The 17,505-nt window shown below is 71.4% G+C and carries 13 protein-coding genes; 9 read left to right on the forward strand and 4 right to left on the reverse strand.

All coding sequences use genetic code 11. From position 1 onward, the window contains the following. Window positions 1–13 precede the first annotated feature (13 nt). Together ACIBZJ_RS11720 and ACIBZJ_RS11725 are read left to right on the forward strand one after the other, a co-directional pair. Window positions 14–1,123: an AAA family ATPase gene (locus ACIBZJ_RS11720; RefSeq protein ID WP_395928325.1), complete on the forward strand. Its 1,110-nt coding sequence runs from the start codon at window positions 14–16 to the stop codon at window positions 1,121–1,123. Beyond that, window positions 1,120–3,927 carry a DUF5682 family protein gene (locus tag ACIBZJ_RS11725; RefSeq protein ID WP_395928327.1) on the forward strand — a complete coding sequence of 936 codons (2,808 nt, stop codon included), beginning with the start codon at window positions 1,120–1,122 and terminating at the stop codon, window positions 3,925–3,927. The genes ACIBZJ_RS11720 and ACIBZJ_RS11725 overlap by 4 nt, the downstream gene beginning before the upstream one ends. Here the strand turns inward: ACIBZJ_RS11725 and ACIBZJ_RS11730 are convergent, their stop codons facing one another. After that, window positions 3,928–5,226: a hypothetical protein gene (locus ACIBZJ_RS11730; RefSeq protein ID WP_395928329.1), complete on the reverse strand. Its 1,299-nt coding sequence runs from the start codon at window positions 5,224–5,226 to the stop codon at window positions 3,928–3,930. It lies immediately after the preceding gene. 262 nt (window positions 5,227–5,488) lie between these two features. Here ACIBZJ_RS11730 and ACIBZJ_RS11735 point away from each other — a divergent pair, with 262 nt between their 5' ends. Both ACIBZJ_RS11735 and ACIBZJ_RS11740 read left to right on the forward strand, forming a co-directional pair. Further along, window positions 5,489–6,439, forward strand: a complete 951-nt coding sequence (locus ACIBZJ_RS11735) for an ATP-binding cassette domain-containing protein (RefSeq protein WP_395928331.1) — start codon at window positions 5,489–5,491, stop codon at window positions 6,437–6,439. Next, window positions 6,436–7,221 carry an ABC transporter permease gene (locus ACIBZJ_RS11740; RefSeq protein ID WP_395928333.1) on the forward strand — a complete coding sequence of 262 codons (786 nt, stop codon included), beginning with the start codon at window positions 6,436–6,438 and terminating at the stop codon, window positions 7,219–7,221. The genes ACIBZJ_RS11735 and ACIBZJ_RS11740 overlap by 4 nt, the downstream gene beginning before the upstream one ends. Here the strand turns inward: ACIBZJ_RS11740 and ACIBZJ_RS11745 are convergent. From ACIBZJ_RS11745 to ACIBZJ_RS11755, 3 genes are read right to left on the reverse strand one after another with little or no spacing between them, the layout of a single operon-like run. After that, a complete protein-coding gene (locus tag ACIBZJ_RS11745; RefSeq protein WP_395928335.1) occupies window positions 7,163–10,423 on the reverse strand; it encodes an AfsR/SARP family transcriptional regulator in 3,261 nt (1,086 codons plus the stop codon). The genes ACIBZJ_RS11740 and ACIBZJ_RS11745 overlap by 59 nt on opposite strands. A gap of 23 nt (window positions 10,424–10,446) precedes the next feature. Then, window positions 10,447–10,590: a hypothetical protein gene (locus tag ACIBZJ_RS11750; RefSeq protein WP_395928337.1), complete on the reverse strand. Its 144-nt coding sequence runs from the start codon at window positions 10,588–10,590 to the stop codon at window positions 10,447–10,449. Between the two features lie 4 nt (window positions 10,591–10,594). Beyond that, on the reverse strand, window positions 10,595–12,337 hold the full coding sequence (locus ACIBZJ_RS11755) for a sigma-54-dependent Fis family transcriptional regulator (protein ID WP_395928339.1): 1,743 nt from the start codon (window positions 12,335–12,337) through the stop codon (window positions 10,595–10,597). 183 nt (window positions 12,338–12,520) lie between these two features. Between ACIBZJ_RS11755 and ACIBZJ_RS11760 the strand changes: the two genes are divergently transcribed. From ACIBZJ_RS11760 to ACIBZJ_RS11780, 5 genes are all read left to right on the forward strand, one after another. Next, complete coding sequence (locus tag ACIBZJ_RS11760) at window positions 12,521–14,155, forward strand: methane monooxygenase (protein ID WP_395928341.1); 1,635 nt, start codon at window positions 12,521–12,523, stop codon at window positions 14,153–14,155. A 55-nt stretch (window positions 14,156–14,210) separates the two neighbouring features. Beyond that, window positions 14,211–15,245 carry a 2Fe-2S iron-sulfur cluster-binding protein gene (locus tag ACIBZJ_RS11765; RefSeq protein ID WP_395928343.1) on the forward strand — a complete coding sequence of 345 codons (1,035 nt, stop codon included), beginning with the start codon at window positions 14,211–14,213 and terminating at the stop codon, window positions 15,243–15,245. Window positions 15,246–15,257: 12 nt separating this feature from the next. Further along, on the forward strand, window positions 15,258–16,361 hold the full coding sequence (locus ACIBZJ_RS11770) for an aromatic/alkene monooxygenase hydroxylase subunit beta (RefSeq protein WP_395928345.1): 1,104 nt from the start codon (window positions 15,258–15,260) through the stop codon (window positions 16,359–16,361). A 5-nt stretch (window positions 16,362–16,366) separates the two neighbouring features. After that, window positions 16,367–16,702, forward strand: coding sequence for a propane 2-monooxygenase effector subunit MimD (gene mimD / locus ACIBZJ_RS11775; protein ID WP_395929095.1), 336 nt, complete (start codon window positions 16,367–16,369; stop codon window positions 16,700–16,702). A gap of 71 nt (window positions 16,703–16,773) precedes the next feature. Continuing rightward, entirely contained in the window at window positions 16,774–17,460 is a 687-nt protein-coding gene (locus ACIBZJ_RS11780; protein ID WP_395928347.1) for an iron-sulfur cluster assembly protein, read from the forward strand. Window positions 17,461–17,505 lie beyond the last annotated feature (45 nt).

Below are 17,505 nucleotides of genomic sequence, written 5' to 3' on the forward strand. Positions count from 1 at the left end.
GAGGCACGAACCGATGAACGACATGCTCCGCGCGCCCGCCGAGGTCAAGTACGCGGAAGAGCTCGACTGGCTGGAATCGATCGACACCGGCCCGAAGCCGTTCTCGTGGCGGCTGTCGCCGAAGATGGTGCGGCTGTTCGTGCTCGGCTCCGAGCGGGCCGACGGGCTCGACCGGCCGGTGGCGCAGAAGTGGTTCGGCGACCGGAGCTTCGTCGAGCGCAGCATCGTGACGCTGGCGTCCGACCGCGGGCTGCTGCTGATCGGCGACCCGGGCACCGGCAAGAGCTGGCTCGCCGAACTGCTGTCCGCCGCGATCAGCCGCAACTCGACGCTCGTCGTGCAAGGCACCGCGGGCACCACCGAAGACCACATCAAGTACTCGTGGAACGTGTCGATGGTGATCGCCAAGGGGCAATCGCCGGAGTCGTTGATTCCGTCGCCGATCATGACCGCCATGCAGCGCGGGGTCGTCGGGCGGTTCGAGGAGCTCACCCGGACGACGAGCGACGTGCAGGACGCGTTGATCTCGATCCTGTCCGAGAAGTACGTGTCGATTCCGGAGCTGAAGGACGAGACGGTCTTCGCACAGCCGGGTTTCTCGATCATCGCGACCGCGAACAGTCGCGACCGGGGCGTCAACGACCTGTCGTCGGCGCTGAAGAGGCGGTTCAACTTCGTCCGGATCCCGGTCGTGACGAACAAGAAGAGCGAGGCCGAGATCGTCCGGTTCCGCACGGTCGAGCTGCTGCGGCGGCACGAGATCGAGCTGGACGTCCCGCCGACGCTGCTCGACATCCTGCTGCAGAGCTTCGCCGACCTGCGCGCGGCCGCGGCGTCCGCGACCAGCGACGACGAGAAGCTGGAATCGTCGCTGTCGACCGCGGAGCAGATCGGCGTGCTCGAAGACGCGATCCTGCACAGCCAGTTCTTCGGCGACCGGTCCCTGCGGGCCGAGACGCTGGCCGGATCGCTGGTCGGATCGCTGGCCCGGCGCACGCCGGAAGACCTGGCGATCCTGAACAGGTACTGGCACGGCACGGTCGAGCAGCGCAGCAAGGAGAAGCCGGGCGACTGGACCGGCTTCCTCGAAGGCGGCCGCGAAGCGATCGCCACCCTCTCGTGACCGCGCTCCCCGAACCGCACGGCGCACGCAACGAGGCCGGCGCGGTGTTCGCGCCGCTGCGGGATCAGCTCACCGGCGCGGCCGAGGAGTTCGCGGGCGACTCGCGCGGCCTGCGCGACATCCTCACCGGCCTGGTGGACGACGTCGACCGGGCACTCCGGGAGCCGCTCGAGGTGTTCCCGGTCTGCCACCACTCCCCCGCGTCCGCGCTCGCGATGGCCCGGCGGCTACGGCAGAAGCAGCCGTCGGTCCTCTACCTCGAGCTCTGCGAAGACCTCCGCCCGCTCCTCGACGAGCTCCGCAACTGCACGCTGCCGGTCGCCCTCCAGGCGTTCGCCTCCGAGGTGCACGGTCATCCCGAGGCCTGGGCGCCGCTGAGCGTCGTCGCGCCGCTCACCGCGGCGTCCGCCGAGTACCAGGCGATCTCCTACGCGCTGGGAAGCCCCGGGGTCGAGCTCGTACTCGTCGACCGCTCGACCGACCACGTCTTCCAGTGGCTCCCGAAGCAGAACCACAACGCACCGGCCGATGACGAAGGGCTGCACGGCGACGCCATCGGCCTGGAGATCGGCGACCTCCGCCCCGGCTTCGCCGAACTGGAGGAACACCTGCTGCACCACGGCAAGGTCCGCCACTGGTCGGAATGGTGGGACCAGTACGTCGAGCAGCCGCTGGCAGACGCCGACTACGACACCTACCGCCAGGTCATGGTCCTGGTCGGCAGCCTGTTCCGCCGTCTGCGCCCGTCCGACGACACGAAGCGCGACCGCGACGAAGACCGCGAGCGGTACATGTGGACGCGGATGCGCGAGCACCTCGCCCGCACCGGCACCGACCCGGCACGGGCGCTCTACGTCTGCGGCGCGTTCCACGCGGCCAGCCGCGTCGAGGAGTTCGGCGTCGACGCGCCCCCGACCGGCTTCACGATCAGCGAGCGCACGCCGACGAAATGGCTCTACGGGATGATCCCGTCGAGCCACTCGGCGATCGAGGCCCAGTTCGGCCTGGCGCCGGGTTCGGTCTCGATCGCGGCCGCGACCTGGCAGAAGGCCGTGGCGAAAACCGACGTCAGACCCTATGCGCTGGGCGGCAAGGGCGCCCGCCCGGCGAAGACGCCGATCGGCCGGTCCGAGATCGCCCTGCGCACGGAGACGGTTCCGGCTCCCGCCGACAAGCTCTCCGGCTTCCTGTCCCGACCGCCGCGACTCGACGACCGCGACGAGGCCGAGCTGCTCGGCTGGTGCGTCGACATCGTCCGGCTGGCCCGCCGGAACGGGTATCTGTCGAGCACCGCGGACGCGATCGCGATCTTCGAGACGTCGATCCTGCTCGCCGGCCTGCGTGGGCGGGCCCGGCCGACGCCGTACGACTTCCAGGACGCCGCGGTCACCTGCATCGAGAAGGACGCCGTACCCGGTCGCCGCGACGTCCGGAAGCTGTGCGAGATCCTGCTCGGCGGCGACCGGATCGGCAGCGTGGGGTACGACGCCCTCCCGCCGCTGGCCAGGGACGTCTACGACCGGCTCGGTCCGCTCGGCCTCGATCTGGAGAAACGGCAGGTCCAGCGGGCCCTGCTCGACCTGTCCGGCGAGCCGGGGAAGATCCCGGCCTCGAAGCTGCTCTGGCGGCTGCGTTACCTGCTGCCGCGCGAGGCCGTGCGGCCGATCATGGGCGAGCGACGGCTCGGCGGGAAAGCGTCCGCGTCAGAGAGCTGGGATCTCGCGATCGGGCGCCACCAGCGCGAGCTGATCGAGCTGGGCTACGAGGGCGTCGCGATCGAGCAGGTACTCGAACAGCGCCTGCGGCGCGGCGTCCGGACGCCCGAGGCCACCGCGGCGACCGCACTGGCCGCGGTGGAGGACGCGATCCTCTACCTCGACAGCCCGGCATTCGTCGGTGAACTGGGGGCGCGCGCGGTCGAGCTGCTCGCGTCCGAGCGCACGGTCGACGAGGCCCCGGCGGTGCTGCGACGCATCCGGCGGCTGCTCGCGCACTACCGCGCGACCGAGCCGGAGCTCCCCGGCTGGTGCGAGCGGTTCGTGACGATCGGGTACGCGCACTACTGCACGCTGCTGCCGACCGCGTTCGCCGACGAGCAGACCGGCGTGCGGCAAGTGGCCGCGATGCTCGGTTTCCTGTTCAGCATGGAAAGCCTGGCGCTGACGCTCGGCTGCGATCGGGCCCAGCTCGAACTGGCCGTGAAGCAGTCGCACCCGGAGGCGCCGGGCAAGCGGGCGCTCGTCTGGGCCGCGCACACCCAGCTCGGCCTGCTCACTCGGTCCGAGCTGCGCGAACGGTGCGACGAGCTGCTCGCGAACCCGCTCGTGCTACCGGCGTTCCCGCACTACCTGAGCGGTTTCGTCCAGGCGCTGGAGCCGGTGCCGAACCTGGCGCCGTTCGTCGTCGAGCTGATGTCGAAGGCGTTCGGGCAGCTCCCCGATCCGGTCCTGCTGCCCTGGCTGCCCACCCTGCTGACGACGCTGCGCGAGCAGGCCGGCGAGCTGGTGCCGGCCCTGGTCCGCGAAGCCGCCCGCACGTTCCCCGGCACCCTCCCGGCGCTGGACACGTTCACGCCGCCCTGGGAGTCCGTCCGCCCGGCCGCGACGACGACCCCGACCGCCCACGGCCCGGTCGCGGAACTGCTCGCCGCCCATCCCGGGCCGACCGACGCGATCGCCGCACTGCTCGGCGTCGACGGGACCTGGGAGACAGCGGCAACCGGAGCCACGGCCCCGGAGGCCGCCGCCCTCCTCGCGCGGTACCCGGCGGCCGCCGGCGCACTCGCCGAGCTGCTGCTGATCTGATCAGGGAGGTGCCACCCCCTCGGCCCGGGAGCGCCAGGCCGCGCTCCCGGACTCGTCCCCTTCCTCGGCGGCCAGCGTCGCCAGCCGCTCGAACGCCGCCCGCACTCCCACCGCCGAATGCTCCTCCGCCGAATCCGCCGACCCCACCGAGCCTGCCGACCCCCACGAACCCGCCGAATCCCCCGGGCCCCGCAGCACCGGAACCGCACCGGCCACCGACGCCGCCGCCAGCCAGGCCGCCCGGGCCGCCTCCCGGTCGCCCGCGGCCCGGTACAGGTCGCCGAGCCCGAGCCGCACGTCGTACACCTCTCCCGGCGACGACAACTCCGCCGCCACGACCTCCGCCTCCGCGCGCCAGGCCGCCGACCGCTCGTCGTTCGCCCGCTCCGCCCAACCGGCCGACTCCGCCGGTGCGACCAGCCGGGCCAGCCCGATCAGCGTCCGGGCCACCTGGAACGGCAGGTGCTCGGTGCGGTACAGGTCGAGTGCGTACCGCAGGTACGTCACGGCCTGCCCGCGATCACCCTGCGACGCGGCCAGCGCCGCCCGTGCCACCGCCTGGTCGGCCGACGCCCGAGGGCTCCGCAATCCCCGGTCCAGATCGAGGGCCGCGTCGAGCGAAGCCAGCGCCGCCGCCGGATCACCCTGGGACCCGCGCACGATCGCCAGCCGGTACCGCACGGTCGCCTCGTTGTGCCGATCCCCCATCCGCTGGTACAGAGGCAACGCCGCCCGGTACCGCGAGGCCGCCGCCCGCGGCCGCCGCGCCGCCTCGAACACGAGCCCGATCCCCACCAGCCCGTGCGCCCGCACCGCTGCGCTGTCGTCGAGCCGTAGCGCGCTCTCCAGGTGGCCCAGTGCCTCGGTGAGCCGCCCGGCGTCCCGCAACGCGAATCCGAGCTCCAGCTCCGCCGCCGCGGCCAGCCCCGGATCCTCCCGCGCCAGCGCCACCGCCCGCTCCAACGCCGACAGCGCGCCGTCGCGGTCTCCCGCCTCCAGCGAGATCGCGCCCAGCCGGCGCAGGATCCCGACCAGCTCCGGCGCGCCCGGCGTCGCGTCCGCCAGAAGGTCGTGAGCCTGATGGAGTGCGTCGAGCGCGGCCGAGGTCTCGCCGAGGTAGTCGAGCGCACGCCCGAAGTCGTGCAGGACCGTCGCGAAGGCCGCGACCTCGCGGGTCGAGGCCTCCGGGCCCGGGCCACGCTCGATGGCGTGCCGGTAGAGCTCGACGGCCTCCGCGGTCCGGCCCGCCGCGAGCGCGCGGTTCGCCCGGGACGCGGGCGCACGCCACGTTTTTCTCACCTGCGGCCCCCCTCGCCCGGACCCCTGAGCCGCCCCCGCGTGCCCGTGGAGTCGCGCCACTGCGAGACCACTCAACGCGATGATCGTTTCACCGTCCGACCCGGCGCAACGTTCCCCAGAGTTTTCTCACGAACGACGCGCGGTTCCGTGGACGCGGAGCCGACGGAACCGCCCGGAACCCGCGCGGAACCGCGGCGGAACCAGGAGCGCGCAGTCTCTCCTCGTCGGGCCGGACGGCCCGGTCACGACGAAGGAGAAGGACATGACACGCGCGCCGGCGATCGTCACGGCTGGGCTGCGGAAGTCGTTCGGGGACCACGTCGTCCTCGACGGCGTCGACCTGGAGGTGACCCAAGGCACCACGTTCGCGCTGCTCGGACCGAACGGCGCGGGCAAGACCACGATCGTCCACATCCTGTCCACGCTGCTCGCGCCCGACGGCGGCACCGCCCGGGTAGCCGGCCACGACGTCGTCCGGGAGCCCGGTCAGGTCCGGAGGGCGATCGGCGTCACCGGACAGTTCTCCGCCGTCGACGGCCTGCTCACCGGCGAGGAGAACCTCCGGCTGATGGCGGACCTGCACCACCTCGGCCGCACCACCGGCCCGGCCAGGGCCAGGAGCCTGCTCGACGAGTTCGACCTCACCGAAGCCGCCCGCAAACCCGTCTCCACGTACTCCGGCGGCATGCGCCGCCGCCTCGACCTGGCGATGACGCTGGTCGGCGAGCCCCGCGTGATCTTCCTCGACGAGCCGACCACCGGCCTCGACCCCCGCAGCCGGCGCACGATGTGGGACATCATCCGCCGGCTGGTGGCCGGCGGCGTCACGATCCTGCTCACCACCCAGTACCTGGACGAGGCCGACGAGCTCGCCGACCGGATCGCCGTGCTCGACCGGGGCACGATCGTCGCGGCCGGCACCGCCGGCGAGCTCAAGCACCGCGTCCCCGGCGGCCACGTGCGGCTGGTGTTCGCCGACCGCGACTCGCTGGCGGTGGCCGCGGCGAGCCTGCCGGGCGCCACGATCCACGAGGACACCTTCACGCTCGACGTCCCGAACGACGGCAGCGTCGCCGCGCTGCGCGCGCTGCTGGACCGGCTCGACCGGGCGTCGGTCGAGGTCAGCGAACTCGCACTGCACACACCCGATCTGGACGACGTGTTCTTCGCGCTGACCGGGCACCCCGCCGCCGAGAAGGAGGCCGTCTCGTGAGCACGCTGACCTACGCCGTGAGCGACTCGGCCACGATGGTGCGCCGCAGCCTCCGGCACGTCCTGCGCTACCCGATCACCGTGGTGATCTCGGTGGGCGTCCCGGTGCTGATGCTGTTGTTGTTCGTCGGCGTCTTCCGGGCACTCGGTCAGAGCCTGGCGACCGGTGCTGACTCCCTCGACTACATCGACTACATCGTCCCCGGTGTGCTCCTGATGACGGTCGCCTACGGCTGTCAGTCGACGACGATGAGCGTCAACCAGGACATGACCGAGGGGATCATCCTGCGGTTCCGGACGATGGCCGTCCCGGGCGCGGCAGTGCTCACCGGTCACGTGGTGGCCGCGGTGGCCCGGACGCTGGTGAGCCTGGGGCTGGTGCTCGGGGTCTCGGTGGCGCTCGGGTTCCGTCCGGACGCCGGCGTGTTCGGCTGGCTCGCGGCGATCGGACTGCTCGTCCTGCTGGTGCTCGCGCTCACCTGGCTGGCGGTCGCGGTGGGCCTCACCGCGCCGACGCCGGAGGGGACGGCCGGTTTCACGCTCCTGGTGCAGCTGCTGCCGTTCGTGTCGAGCGCGTTCGTGCCGACCGACACGATGTCGGGCGGGGTCCGGTGGTTCGCCGCGAATCAGCCGTTCTCGCCGATCATCGACGCCATCCGCGCGTTCCTGCTCGGGACGCCGGCCGGGTCGGACGGGATCGTCGCGGTGGCCTGGTGCGCCGGGCTCATGCTGGCCGGCTTCCTGTGGTCGCGGGCCGCGTTCCGGCGGATACCGGTGAAGTAATCAACGCCCGTGCCGTGACCAGCGCCGACGCGGCGGCGATCAGCGCGTCCTGATCGAGGCCGGTGTACGACTCGCTCGCCGGGTCGTACACCGGCCCAGCCAGTTCGCGGGCCCGGGCGAGCGTCGCCGGCGAGGTGAACCCGGTCGTGATCCGGAACCGCTCGGCCAGCGCGACCATCCGGGCCGCGGTCTGCGCGTCCGCACCGGGTGTGCGCAGATCCGCCAGCGCGATCGCCAGCAGCAGCGCGCCGCAGTACGACAGGCCCGGCGTCGGGTCGATGCCGGTCAGCATCGGCAACAGACGGCGCGGGAGGTCGGCGACCAGGTCCGCAACCAGGTCGAGCCGGTCGTCGATCGCATGGGCGATCACCGTGCCCGCCACCACTTCGGCGATCCAGGGCCGCTCGACCGGCAGGAGTTGCGACTCGTCGCGCCGCAGCCGTTGCCCGGCCTCCCGCCAGAGCCGCAGCCCGTCTTCGGTCCGCCCGCGCCCGCGCAGGATCTCCGCCCGCACCAGGACGTCGAACATCTGCAGGCCGCCCGGATCGTCGGTCCCGGAATCCCCGAGCTGCTCCAGCCACCGCTCGGCGTCGTCGAGCGCGCCTTCCCGGACCGCGATGAACACCAGCGACCAGCGCACCCGGCCCGCGGTCGCGTAGGCACCGAGGTCGTCGAGCACCGGCAGCACCGCGCTCATGTGCCTGCGGGCGGCCTCGACGTTGCCCGCCGCGAGCTCGAGCTCCCCGACCCGCGAGTGCACGACCATCCGCAGCCAGCGGTTGCCGGTCTCCCCCAGCACGTCGAGCGTCCGGTGGGCGGCGGCGAACGCCGTGTCCGGGTCGCCGGCCGCCTCGGCCGCGTAGCTGAGGACGCTGTGCGCGACCGCGGCCAGCATCGGCGGGCCGGATTCGCCGATTGCGCGGACCGCGTCGAGGTCGGGGGCGCGCAGGACCGCGTCGGCCGCGGCGACGAGCCCGACCTCCCCGTCGAGCGCCGCCGGTCGGAGCCGGAGCACCACGAGGAGCGCGCGCGAGACCCGGACGCCGGCCAGGATGAAGGCGGTCAGCGTGATGATCAGTGCACCGGTGCGGACGGCCTCGACCAGCTCCGGCTCCGGCCGGTAGTGCGAGAGGATCCGGGCCGGTTCGCCGTTCAGCCAGGTGAGGCGGGCGAAGTTCGACTCGATCGTCCACAGGCCGCCCAGCACCGCGACGCACAGTGCCACGGTCTGGGCGTCCTCGCGTTCCACGGCCAGCCGGAGCGCCACGGCGAGATTGTCGTGATCGGCGCGGACCCGCAGCACGCACTCGACGAAGTCCGGGCCGAAGACCTCGCCGAACTCCCGCCGTCCGACCGTCCGGGCCCAGGACAGGAAGCGCTCGGTGGCACGGCCGGTCTCTCCGGCCCCGGCGCTGCGCAGCGCGGCGAACTCGCGGACCGTCTCCAGCATCCGGAACCGGACGCCGGCCGGGGTGTCGGAGACCTTGAGCAGCGACTGGTCGACGAGATGCTCGAGGATCGGGAGCGCGTCGTCCACGTCGAGGACGTGTTCGGCCGCGTCGGCGGTGAAGCCGTCGGGAAAAACCGAGAGCGTGCGCATCGCGGTCCGGCCGTCCGGTTCCAGCAGGTGCCAGCTCCAGTCGATGACCGCGCCCAGCGTCCGGTGCCGCTCGGGGGTGTCGCGGGCGCCGCTGCGCAGGCCGAGCCGGGTGTCGAGGCGGCGGGCGATCTCGCCGGCCGAGAGCACGCGGATCCGGGCCGCGGCGAGCTCGACCGCGAGCGGGAGGCCGTCGAGGTGACGACACACCTCGTTCACCGCGCTGTCCGGGAGGTCGGCGCCGGGCCGCACGGCCAGCGCGCGCCGGCGGAACAGCGCGGCGCTGGCGGCCGGGGTGAGCTCGGGCAGGAGGTAGACGGTCTCGGCGGAGAGGCCGAGCGGGGTACGGCTGGTGGTGAGGACGCGGACGTCGCCGCTGCGGGCGAGCAGCGACGCGACCAGGTCGGCGACGCCGGTCACCACGTGTTCGCAGTTGTCGAGGACGAGCAGGGTCGAGGTCGATCCGAGCGCGTCGACGAGACCGCCGAACAGGTCACCGGCCCCGGAGGGTGCGTCGCCGCCGGGACCGCGGTCGCCCAGGCCGAGGGCGGACGCGACCTCGCCGACCACCTCGTGGTCGGCGGTGAGACCGGCCAGCGGGACGAAGAGCACCGCGCGCTGGGGAGCGAGGCGGGCCACGGCCTGGGCGAGCCGGGTCTTGCCGAGCCCTCCGGGCCCGATGATCGACGTCACCCGGGCCACGTGGATCAGGTCGGTGACCGCGGCGACGTCCTCGTCCCGGCCGAGCAGCGGGTTCGGGTCGTGCGGGACGCCGCGCCGCGACGGCGGGGTGCCGGACGCCAGGAGCTCGCGCTGGACGCGCTGCAGCGCCAGCCCCGGGTCGGCGCCGAGCTCGTCGCGCAGGTGCCGCCGGTAGGACTCGTACCGGGCCAGCGCCGCCGCCGGGCCGCGCCCGACCGCCTCGCAGCGCAGCAGTTCCGCCAGCACCTCCTCGTCGCGCGGGTGCGCTCGGGCCAGCGCGGCCAGCGCCGGCTCGGCGTCGGCGTGCCGCCCGAGCCGGGCCAGCGACAACGCTCGTACCCGCGTGAGCGCTCGATAGGCCGGCACCGCCGCCGCCCGCACCTCGCCGAGCGCGCCACCGCCCTCCGCCGCGGCCCGCACCTCGCCGGGCGCGCCACCGCCCTCCGCTGCCGCCCACAAGTCGCCGGGCGCGCCACTGCCCTCCGCCGCCCCCGGCGGCGCCGGCGGCGGCGGTTCCGCCGCCCAGAGCGCCCGGCCCGCCTCCGCCTCCGCCAGCGCGGCGGCGGGGTTGCCCGCTTCGGCCGCGCGCGTGGCCCGCGCGGCCGACGACCGCGCTGCCGTGGCGTCCACCTGGTCGTTGGTGAGGGCGAGGCGGTAGCCGCGGGGGGTGCTGACGAGCACGTCCGGGCCGACCTGGGCGCGGGCCCGGAAAACCAGGGCCTGCAGGGCCTTGGCCGGGTGCTCGGGCGGGCCTTCGGGCCAGAGCGCCTCGATCAGCCGGTCGGTGCCGCATCCCGCGGGCAGGTCGGCGGCGAGCGCGGCGAGCAGTTCGCGCACGCGCGGCCCGGAGACCTCCCGGCCGCGGAACGCGACCCGCACCAGCAGGGTCAGCTCCACGGTCACGCAGGCCAGATTAGACCGTCGGCTCAGAACTGCTGAAGCGACAAATTGGTGCCGTCCGGGTCGGGGAACCACGCGATCCGGGCGCCGCCGGGGGCGGTCCAGATCCCGTCGGCGTCCTGCCCCATCCCGTCGTAGCGGGTGACCACCACGCCGGCCGCGACCATCATGTGCTCAACCCGACAGTTCGAAGTTCCGAATCTTCCGGTAGATCGTTGCACGAGACATCCCCAGAGCGGACGCAGCAGCCAGTTTGTCTCCGTTGTGCAGAGCCAGCGCGTCGACGATCGCGTCCCGTTCCATCGCCTCGATCGGCGTCAACTGTCTGCGGACGGTGGAGCGGCACACCGGAGGCAGGTCCTCGAGGCCGGCCTCACCCGATCGGCGGCGCCGGCTCACGGCGCTGAGCACCGCACGCAACTGGGTGACGTTGCCCGCCCACGGCAGCCGCATGAGCTGGTTGAGCGCCGCCGGTGACAGCGTCAGGTCACCGGCGCCGGTCTGGTCCAGCAGTGCCCGGACCAGCGCCGGGACGTCGGTGAGGTGATGGCGGAGCGGGGGCACCCGCACGGTACGGGGGAAGAACCCCAGCAACTGCACCCCCCAGCGCTCGGCCGACGCACCCTCGACGGTCGTCAGCGCGAGCCAGGGACGCCGCGGGTCGGCGTCGTCGTGCACGGCCTGGAGCAGTTCCGCGAGCTCGGCGACGGAGTCGGCCGACAGCCGGTTCGCATGCAGGATGACCAGGTCGGACCCCGCGTCCAGCACCGCCGCGGCCTGGTCCGCGATGCCGTCACCGGGCACGGAGTCGCTCGCGTCGAGCGTCACCAGCCGTCTGCCGTCGGCCCCCTCGGCGTGCGCGGCGCGGACGATGACCCGCTTGCCGACCCCGGCCTCGCCCTCGACGATCACCCACTCGCGTCTCGCGCAGGCGTCGAGAACCTGGTGCGCGGTGCGCCGCCAGACCGGGTTGTCCCCGGCGAGACCGGGGAACGCGATCTGACGCTTGTGGGACGGCGGCGCCGACCGTACGCGGTGCTGCCGGATCTGGACGATGCCGCCCGCGAGCAATTCGTCGACGAACGTGGGCTGGTAGGACAGCCGCGCGGTCAACCCGCTGGGCAGCTCGGCCAGTGCCGTGTAGGGCCGTCTCCGTCCGCGGGCGTCGCGGGTCTGGTCGATGATCGCCGCCTGATCGCTCGCGTCGAAATGCTGCTGCATGACGGAGTTCATCATGAACACCTTCTCGCCGAGGGCGATCACCGCGCCGCCAGAATGCTGACAAGCCAGGTGATAATCCCCCAGTAAGGCGCGGTCGAGCATGCTGGCCTCGTCGAGAATCCGCTCCTGGATGCGCGCCGCCGCCAGCTTGGCGAACGACAGCAGCAGTTGATTGGACAGCTCCGACTGGGTCGTGATGTCGACGACGCCGAGCAGCCCGCCGGTGACCGGGTGGGTGATCAGCGCACCGGCGCAGGAGAACCGGGTCAGATCGCCGGTGTAGTGCTCCGCCCCGTCGACGAGGATCGCCTCGCCCACCTCGAGCGCGGTGCCGATGCCGTTCGTACCCACCTCGGCCTCGGAGTAGGTGAAGCCGGGCGCGAGGCTGACCGAATCGAGCGACCGCAGCAGCGACGCGTCTCCTTCGCTGCGCCACAGGACGAGCCCCTTGGCGTCGGTCAGGATCAGGCAGACCGGCTCGTTGCTCAGTTCGGCCGCCAGCGCGTCGAGTACCGGCGCCGCGGCCCGCGTCAGCAGCGTCGGCCGGTTCACCGGCGGCGAGAACGCCGGTGCGGGCCGATCCAGGTCCACCGACGCGGCCCGGGAGCGCTCCCACGACACCCGAATCGCATTCCGCACGGACGTCGTCGCGCCGGACGCCGTGGCAAGAAAGAGTTCCCGATCCTCTGGGCCCATGCGGCACGTCCTTCCGGGCTCCGGATTTAACCCGCTGCGTATCTGAACTTAACGTGCCTGGTCTGTGAGCCAAGTCTCACATTGAGACAAGGGTGCCTGCGACCTGCCGGTTCCATCAGGGCTGTCGCCGCGCCGAGGGCCGGCGCGTCGGCAAACGGCCGACTGACAGCCCTGGAGGCGTCCGTGAGCAGACAGAGTCTCAGCAAGGCCCACGCCAAGATCAGCGAACTGACGTGGGAGCCGACCTTCGCCACTCCGGCGACCCGGTTCGGCACCGACTACACGTTCGAGCACGCCCCGAAGAAGGACCCGCTGAAGCAGATCATGCGGTCCTACTTCCCGATGGAGGAGGAAAAGGACAACCGCGTCTTCGGCGCCATGGACGGCGCGATCCGCGGCAACATGTTCCGCCAGGTCCAGGAACGCTGGATGGAGTGGCAGAAGCTGTTCCTGTCGATCATCCCGTTCCCGGAGATCTCCGCGGCCCGCGCGATGCCGATGGCCATCGAGGCGGTCCCGAACCCGGAGATTCACAACGGCCTGGCCGTGCAGATGATCGACGAGGTCCGTCACTCGACGATTCAGATGAACCTCAAGAAGCTCTACATGGGCAACTACATCGACCCGGCCGGGTTCGACATGACCGAGAAGGCGTTCGCGAACAACTACGCCGGCACCATCGGCCGGCAGTTCGGCGAGGGCTTCATCACCGGCGACGCGATCACGGCCGCGAACATCTACCTGACGGTGGTGGCCGAGACCGCGTTCACGAACACCCTGTTCGTGGCGATGCCGGACGAGGCGGCCGCCAACGGCGACTACCTCCTGCCGACGGTGTTCCACTCGGTGCAGTCCGACGAGTCGCGGCACATCAGCAACGGGTACTCGATCCTGCTGATGGCGCTGGCCGACGAGCGCAACCGCCCGCTGCTCGAGCGCGACATGCGCTACGCCTGGTGGAACAACCACTGCGTGGTGGACGCCGCGATCGGCACGTTCATCGAGTACGGCACGAAGGATCGGCGCAAGGACCGGGAGAGCTACGCGGAGATGTGGCGTCGGTGGATCTACGACGACTACTACCGCAGCTACCTCATCCCGCTGGAGAAGTACGGCCTGACGATCCCCCACGACCTGGTCGAAGAGGCCTGGAACCGGATCGTGAACAAGGGCTACGTGCACGAGGTGGCGCGCTTCTTCGCCACCGGCTGGCCGGTCAACTACTGGCGCATCGACACCATGACCGACACGGACTTCGCCTGGTTCGAGGAGAAGTACCCCGGCTGGTACTCGAAGTACGGCAAGTGGTGGGAGAACTACAACCGGCTCGCCTACCCGGGCCGCAACAAGCCGATCGCGTTCGAAGAGGTCGGCTACCAGTACCCGCACCGGTGCTGGACGTGCATGGTTCCCGCGCTGATCCGCGAGGACATGGTCGTGGACAAGGTCGACGGCCAGTGGCGGACCTACTGCTCGGAGACCTGCCACTGGACCGACGCGGTGGCCTTCCGGGGCGAGTACGAGGGACGGGACACCCCGAACATGGGCCGGCTGACCGGCTTCCGGGAGTGGGAGACGCTGCACCACGACAAGGACCTCGCGGACATCGTGAAGGACCTCGGCTACGTGCGTGACGACGGCAAGACCCTCATCGGTCAGCCGCACCTGCGTCTCGACGACCCGTCCAAGTTTTGGACGCTCGACAGCGTCCGGGGCAACCAGTTCATGAGCCCGAACGTGCTGCTGAACCAGATGTCGGACGCCGAGCGCGAGGAACACGTCGCGGCGTACCGGGCCAACGGCACCAAAGCGTCCTGATCCGCATCGGTGGCGCCGCGACAGCGGCGCCACCGACGCTCCCGAAGGAGCCTCAGTGGCCGACAAGCACCGCATCCGCTTCGAACCGGTCGACATCGAAATGGACGTCAACGAGGACGAGACCATTCTCGACGCAGCATTCCGCCAGGGCGTCCACCTGATGCACGGGTGTCGCGAAGGGCAGTGCTCGGCGTGCAAGTCCTACGTGCTCGACGGCGAGATCGACATGGACCGGTACTCGACGTTCGCTCTGAACGACGCGGAGGCGGCCGAGGGCTACGTGCTGCTGTGCCGGTCGCACGCCTACAGCGACTGCGAAATCGAACTGCTCAATTTCGACGAGGACGAGCTCCTCAACGGCATCGCGATCCAGGACGTCACCACCACGATCACCGCGATCGAGGCGGTGACCAGGGACATCGTGTCGCTCCGGCTCTCGGCGCCGGGCTTCGAGTTCAAACCCGGTCAATACGCCGACCTGCACATCCCGGGCACCGACGAGCACCGCTCGTTCTCGATGGCGACGACCATGTCGACGCCCGGAGAGGTCGAGTTCCTGATCAAGAAGTACCCGGGCGGGAAGTTCTCCGCCCTGCTCGACGAGGGCCTGTCGGTGGGCGACGAGGTCGAGCTCACCGGCCCCTACGGCTCGTTCACGCTGAAGGACGGCCACGTGCTGCCGGTCGTCTGCATCGGGGGCGGCGCCGGGATGGCGCCGATCCTGTCGCTGTTGCGGCACCTGAGCCAGACCGGCAGCCGGCGGCCGGTGCGCTTCTACTACGGCGCCCGTACGGCCGCCGACCTGTTCTACCTGGACGAGATCGCGGCGCTGGGACGCACGCTGGCCGACTTCGAGTTCGTGGCGTGCCTCTCGGAGGTCACCGAAGCCGAGCACCTGCCCGGCGTCGAGCTGGACTTCGGCATGGTGACCGACGTCGTCGGCCGGCGGGAGCCCCGCATCGCCAAATGCGAGACCTACCTCTGCGGCCCGCCGCCGATGGTGGACGCGGCCCTGTTGTTCCTCCAGGCCGGCGAGGTGCCGCTGGACCAGATCTTCTACGACAAGTTCACGAGTCCCGCACAACCGTAGAGGGAGTGAACCATGGCGAGTACTGAGGCCAAGGTACGCAGTTTCCCGGGGATCGAATTCACGGATTCCGAGGCCGGCGCCTTGGAATTCCCGAGTTCCACGAGCCGGACCTACAACTACTACCAGCCGGCGCGGCGCCGGGCGTCGATCTACGAGGACGTGACCGTCGACGTCCAGCCGGACCCCGACCGCCACCTGACGCAGGGCTGGATCTACGGATTCGCCAACGGGCCGGGCGGCTACCCGCACGAGTGGACCGCGGCGAAGTCGTCGAACTGGCACGTGTTCCGCGACCCCAACGAGGAGTGGAACCAGACGATCTACCGGAACAACTCCGCGGTCGTCCACCAGGTCGAGCTGTGCCTGCAGAACGCGAAGCGGGCCCGGGCCTACGAGGCATGGAACCCGAGCTGGATCACGTTCGTGCAGCGCAACCTCGGCGCCTGGATGCACGTGGAGAACGGGCTGGGTCTCCACGTCTATACCGCGATCCAACGGTCGGGACCGACCAACATGATCAACACCGCGGTCGCCGTGAACGCCGCCCACAAGCTGCGGTTCGCCCAGGACCTGGCGCTCTACAACCTCGACCTGTCCGAGGCCGGGGTCGGCTTCGACGGCGAGGCGCACATCGAGGTCTGGAAGAACGCCGCCGAGTGGCAGCCGACCCGGGAGGTCGTCGAGCGCCTCACCGCGGTCGAGGACTGGTGCCAGCTGCTCTTCGCCTCGAACATCGTGTTCGAGCAGCTCGTCGGGTCGCTGTTCCGGTCCGAGCTGATCATGCAGATCTCGGCCCGCAACGGTGACTACATCACGCCGACGATCGTCGGTACCGGCGAGCACGACTACGACCGGGACCTGTCCTACACCCGGAACCTGTTCCGGCTGCTGACCAGGGACGAGAAGTTCGGAGACAGCAACAAGGAGCTGTTCGGGCAGTGGATGTCGGTCTGGGTGCCGCGCGCGCTCGACGCGGCCAAGGCGCTGCAGCCGATCTGGTCGCAGCCCTCGGACAAGGCCGTCACGTTCGCGCACAGCCTGGAAGCGGCCACCAGCAAGTTCCGCTCTCTGCTCGCCGACCTCGAGATCGACGCCCCCAAGGAGCTGGACCAGTGACCTCCATGCAGTTCGGATCGCAGACCGAGTTCTCCAACAAGTGCGGCGTGACGCTGATGAACACGCCGGTCGGCCGGGTGGTCGCCAACGTCATGGCCACCAAGGAGGGCGTCGAGCTCACCCAGTACCCGTCGATGATCCGGGTCGACGGCACGCGGCTGCTCGAGTTCAACTACGACGAGCTCACCGAGGCACTGGGCACCGAGTTCGACGGCTCGATCTTCGAGGAGATCAGCTCCACCCACTACGGGCGGATGGTGCACCTCGACGACAAGACGCTGCTCTTCGCCAGCCCCGAGGACGCCGCCGAGTACATCGGTTTCGACCTGACCGTCGCGTGAATCGCCGGCCCGGGCCGCGAGGCCCGGGCCCCGACGTGAGGAATCGGCATGTCTTCCAGGGACGGCGAGAGATGGAGCGGCTGATCATGGCCGCGCTGGCGACCGTGGCCGACCCGGAGCTGGACGAGCCGATCACCACGCTCGGCTTCGTGCGCTCGGTGGCCGTCGACCCGGCCGGCGTCACCGTTCACCTGCGGCTGCCGACCTCGTGCTGCTCCCCCGGCTCCGCGTACCTGATGGCGTCGGACGCGGCCGACGCCGTGCGGGGGGTCCCGGGCGTCGGCACGGTGTTGATGCTGCTCGACGACCACCACGACTCCGACACGATCAACGCGGGCCTGGCCGCCGACGGCGGGTACCGGGCCGCGATCGGCGTCGAAACCCAGGACCACCGGGAGGAACTCCGGCGCACGTTCCGGCGGCGGGCCCACACCGCGGCGATGGAGCGGGCGGTCGCGGCGTTGCTGCGCGACTCCGACCTCGCGGTCGCCGACGTCCACCTGGTCCGGCTCGGCGGGTTGCCGGCCGGACCGTACAAGACCGCGCTGCTCCGCCGACGCGAGGCGATCGGCCTGAGCACCGCGCCGGACGCCTCGGTGGTCGTCGACGCGGAGGGCCGGCCGATCCCGGCCGCGGACGTGCCGATGCGGCTGCGGTTCGCGAAAGCGGCCCGGATCTCGTCCGAAGGCAACGCGCACTTCTGCCGGGGGCTGCTGGCCGCCCGGCCGGACCGTCCGGCCCGAGACAGGAGTGCGTGATGAAGGCAGTCCGTGTCGTCGGCCACCCCACCGAGCCGCAACGCG

The sequence above is a fragment of the Cryptosporangium sp. NPDC051539 genome, from assembly GCF_044454545.1.
Classification (GTDB): domain Bacteria; phylum Actinomycetota; class Actinomycetes; order Mycobacteriales; family Cryptosporangiaceae; genus Cryptosporangium.

What these genes read in the sequence shown, in the direction of transcription:
- ACIBZJ_RS11750 (WP_395928337.1), bottom strand. Translation starts at nt 10,590, where the DNA reads ATGATGGTCGCGGCCGGCGTGGTGGTCACCCGCTACGACGGGATGGGG.
- ACIBZJ_RS11770 (WP_395928345.1), top strand. Translation starts at nt 15,258, where the DNA reads ATGGCGAGTACTGAGGCCAAGGTACGCAGTTTCCCGGGGATCGAATTC.
- ACIBZJ_RS11735 (WP_395928331.1), top strand. Translation starts at nt 5,489, where the DNA reads ATGACACGCGCGCCGGCGATCGTCACGGCTGGGCTGCGGAAGTCGTTC.
- mimD (WP_395929095.1), top strand. Translation starts at nt 16,367, where the DNA reads ATGCAGTTCGGATCGCAGACCGAGTTCTCCAACAAGTGCGGCGTGACG.
- ACIBZJ_RS11720 (WP_395928325.1), top strand. Translation starts at nt 14, where the DNA reads ATGAACGACATGCTCCGCGCGCCCGCCGAGGTCAAGTACGCGGAAGAG.
- ACIBZJ_RS11755 (WP_395928339.1), bottom strand. Translation starts at nt 12,337, where the DNA reads ATGGGCCCAGAGGATCGGGAACTCTTTCTTGCCACGGCGTCCGGCGCG.
- ACIBZJ_RS11780 (WP_395928347.1), top strand. Translation starts at nt 16,774, where the DNA reads ATGGAGCGGCTGATCATGGCCGCGCTGGCGACCGTGGCCGACCCGGAG.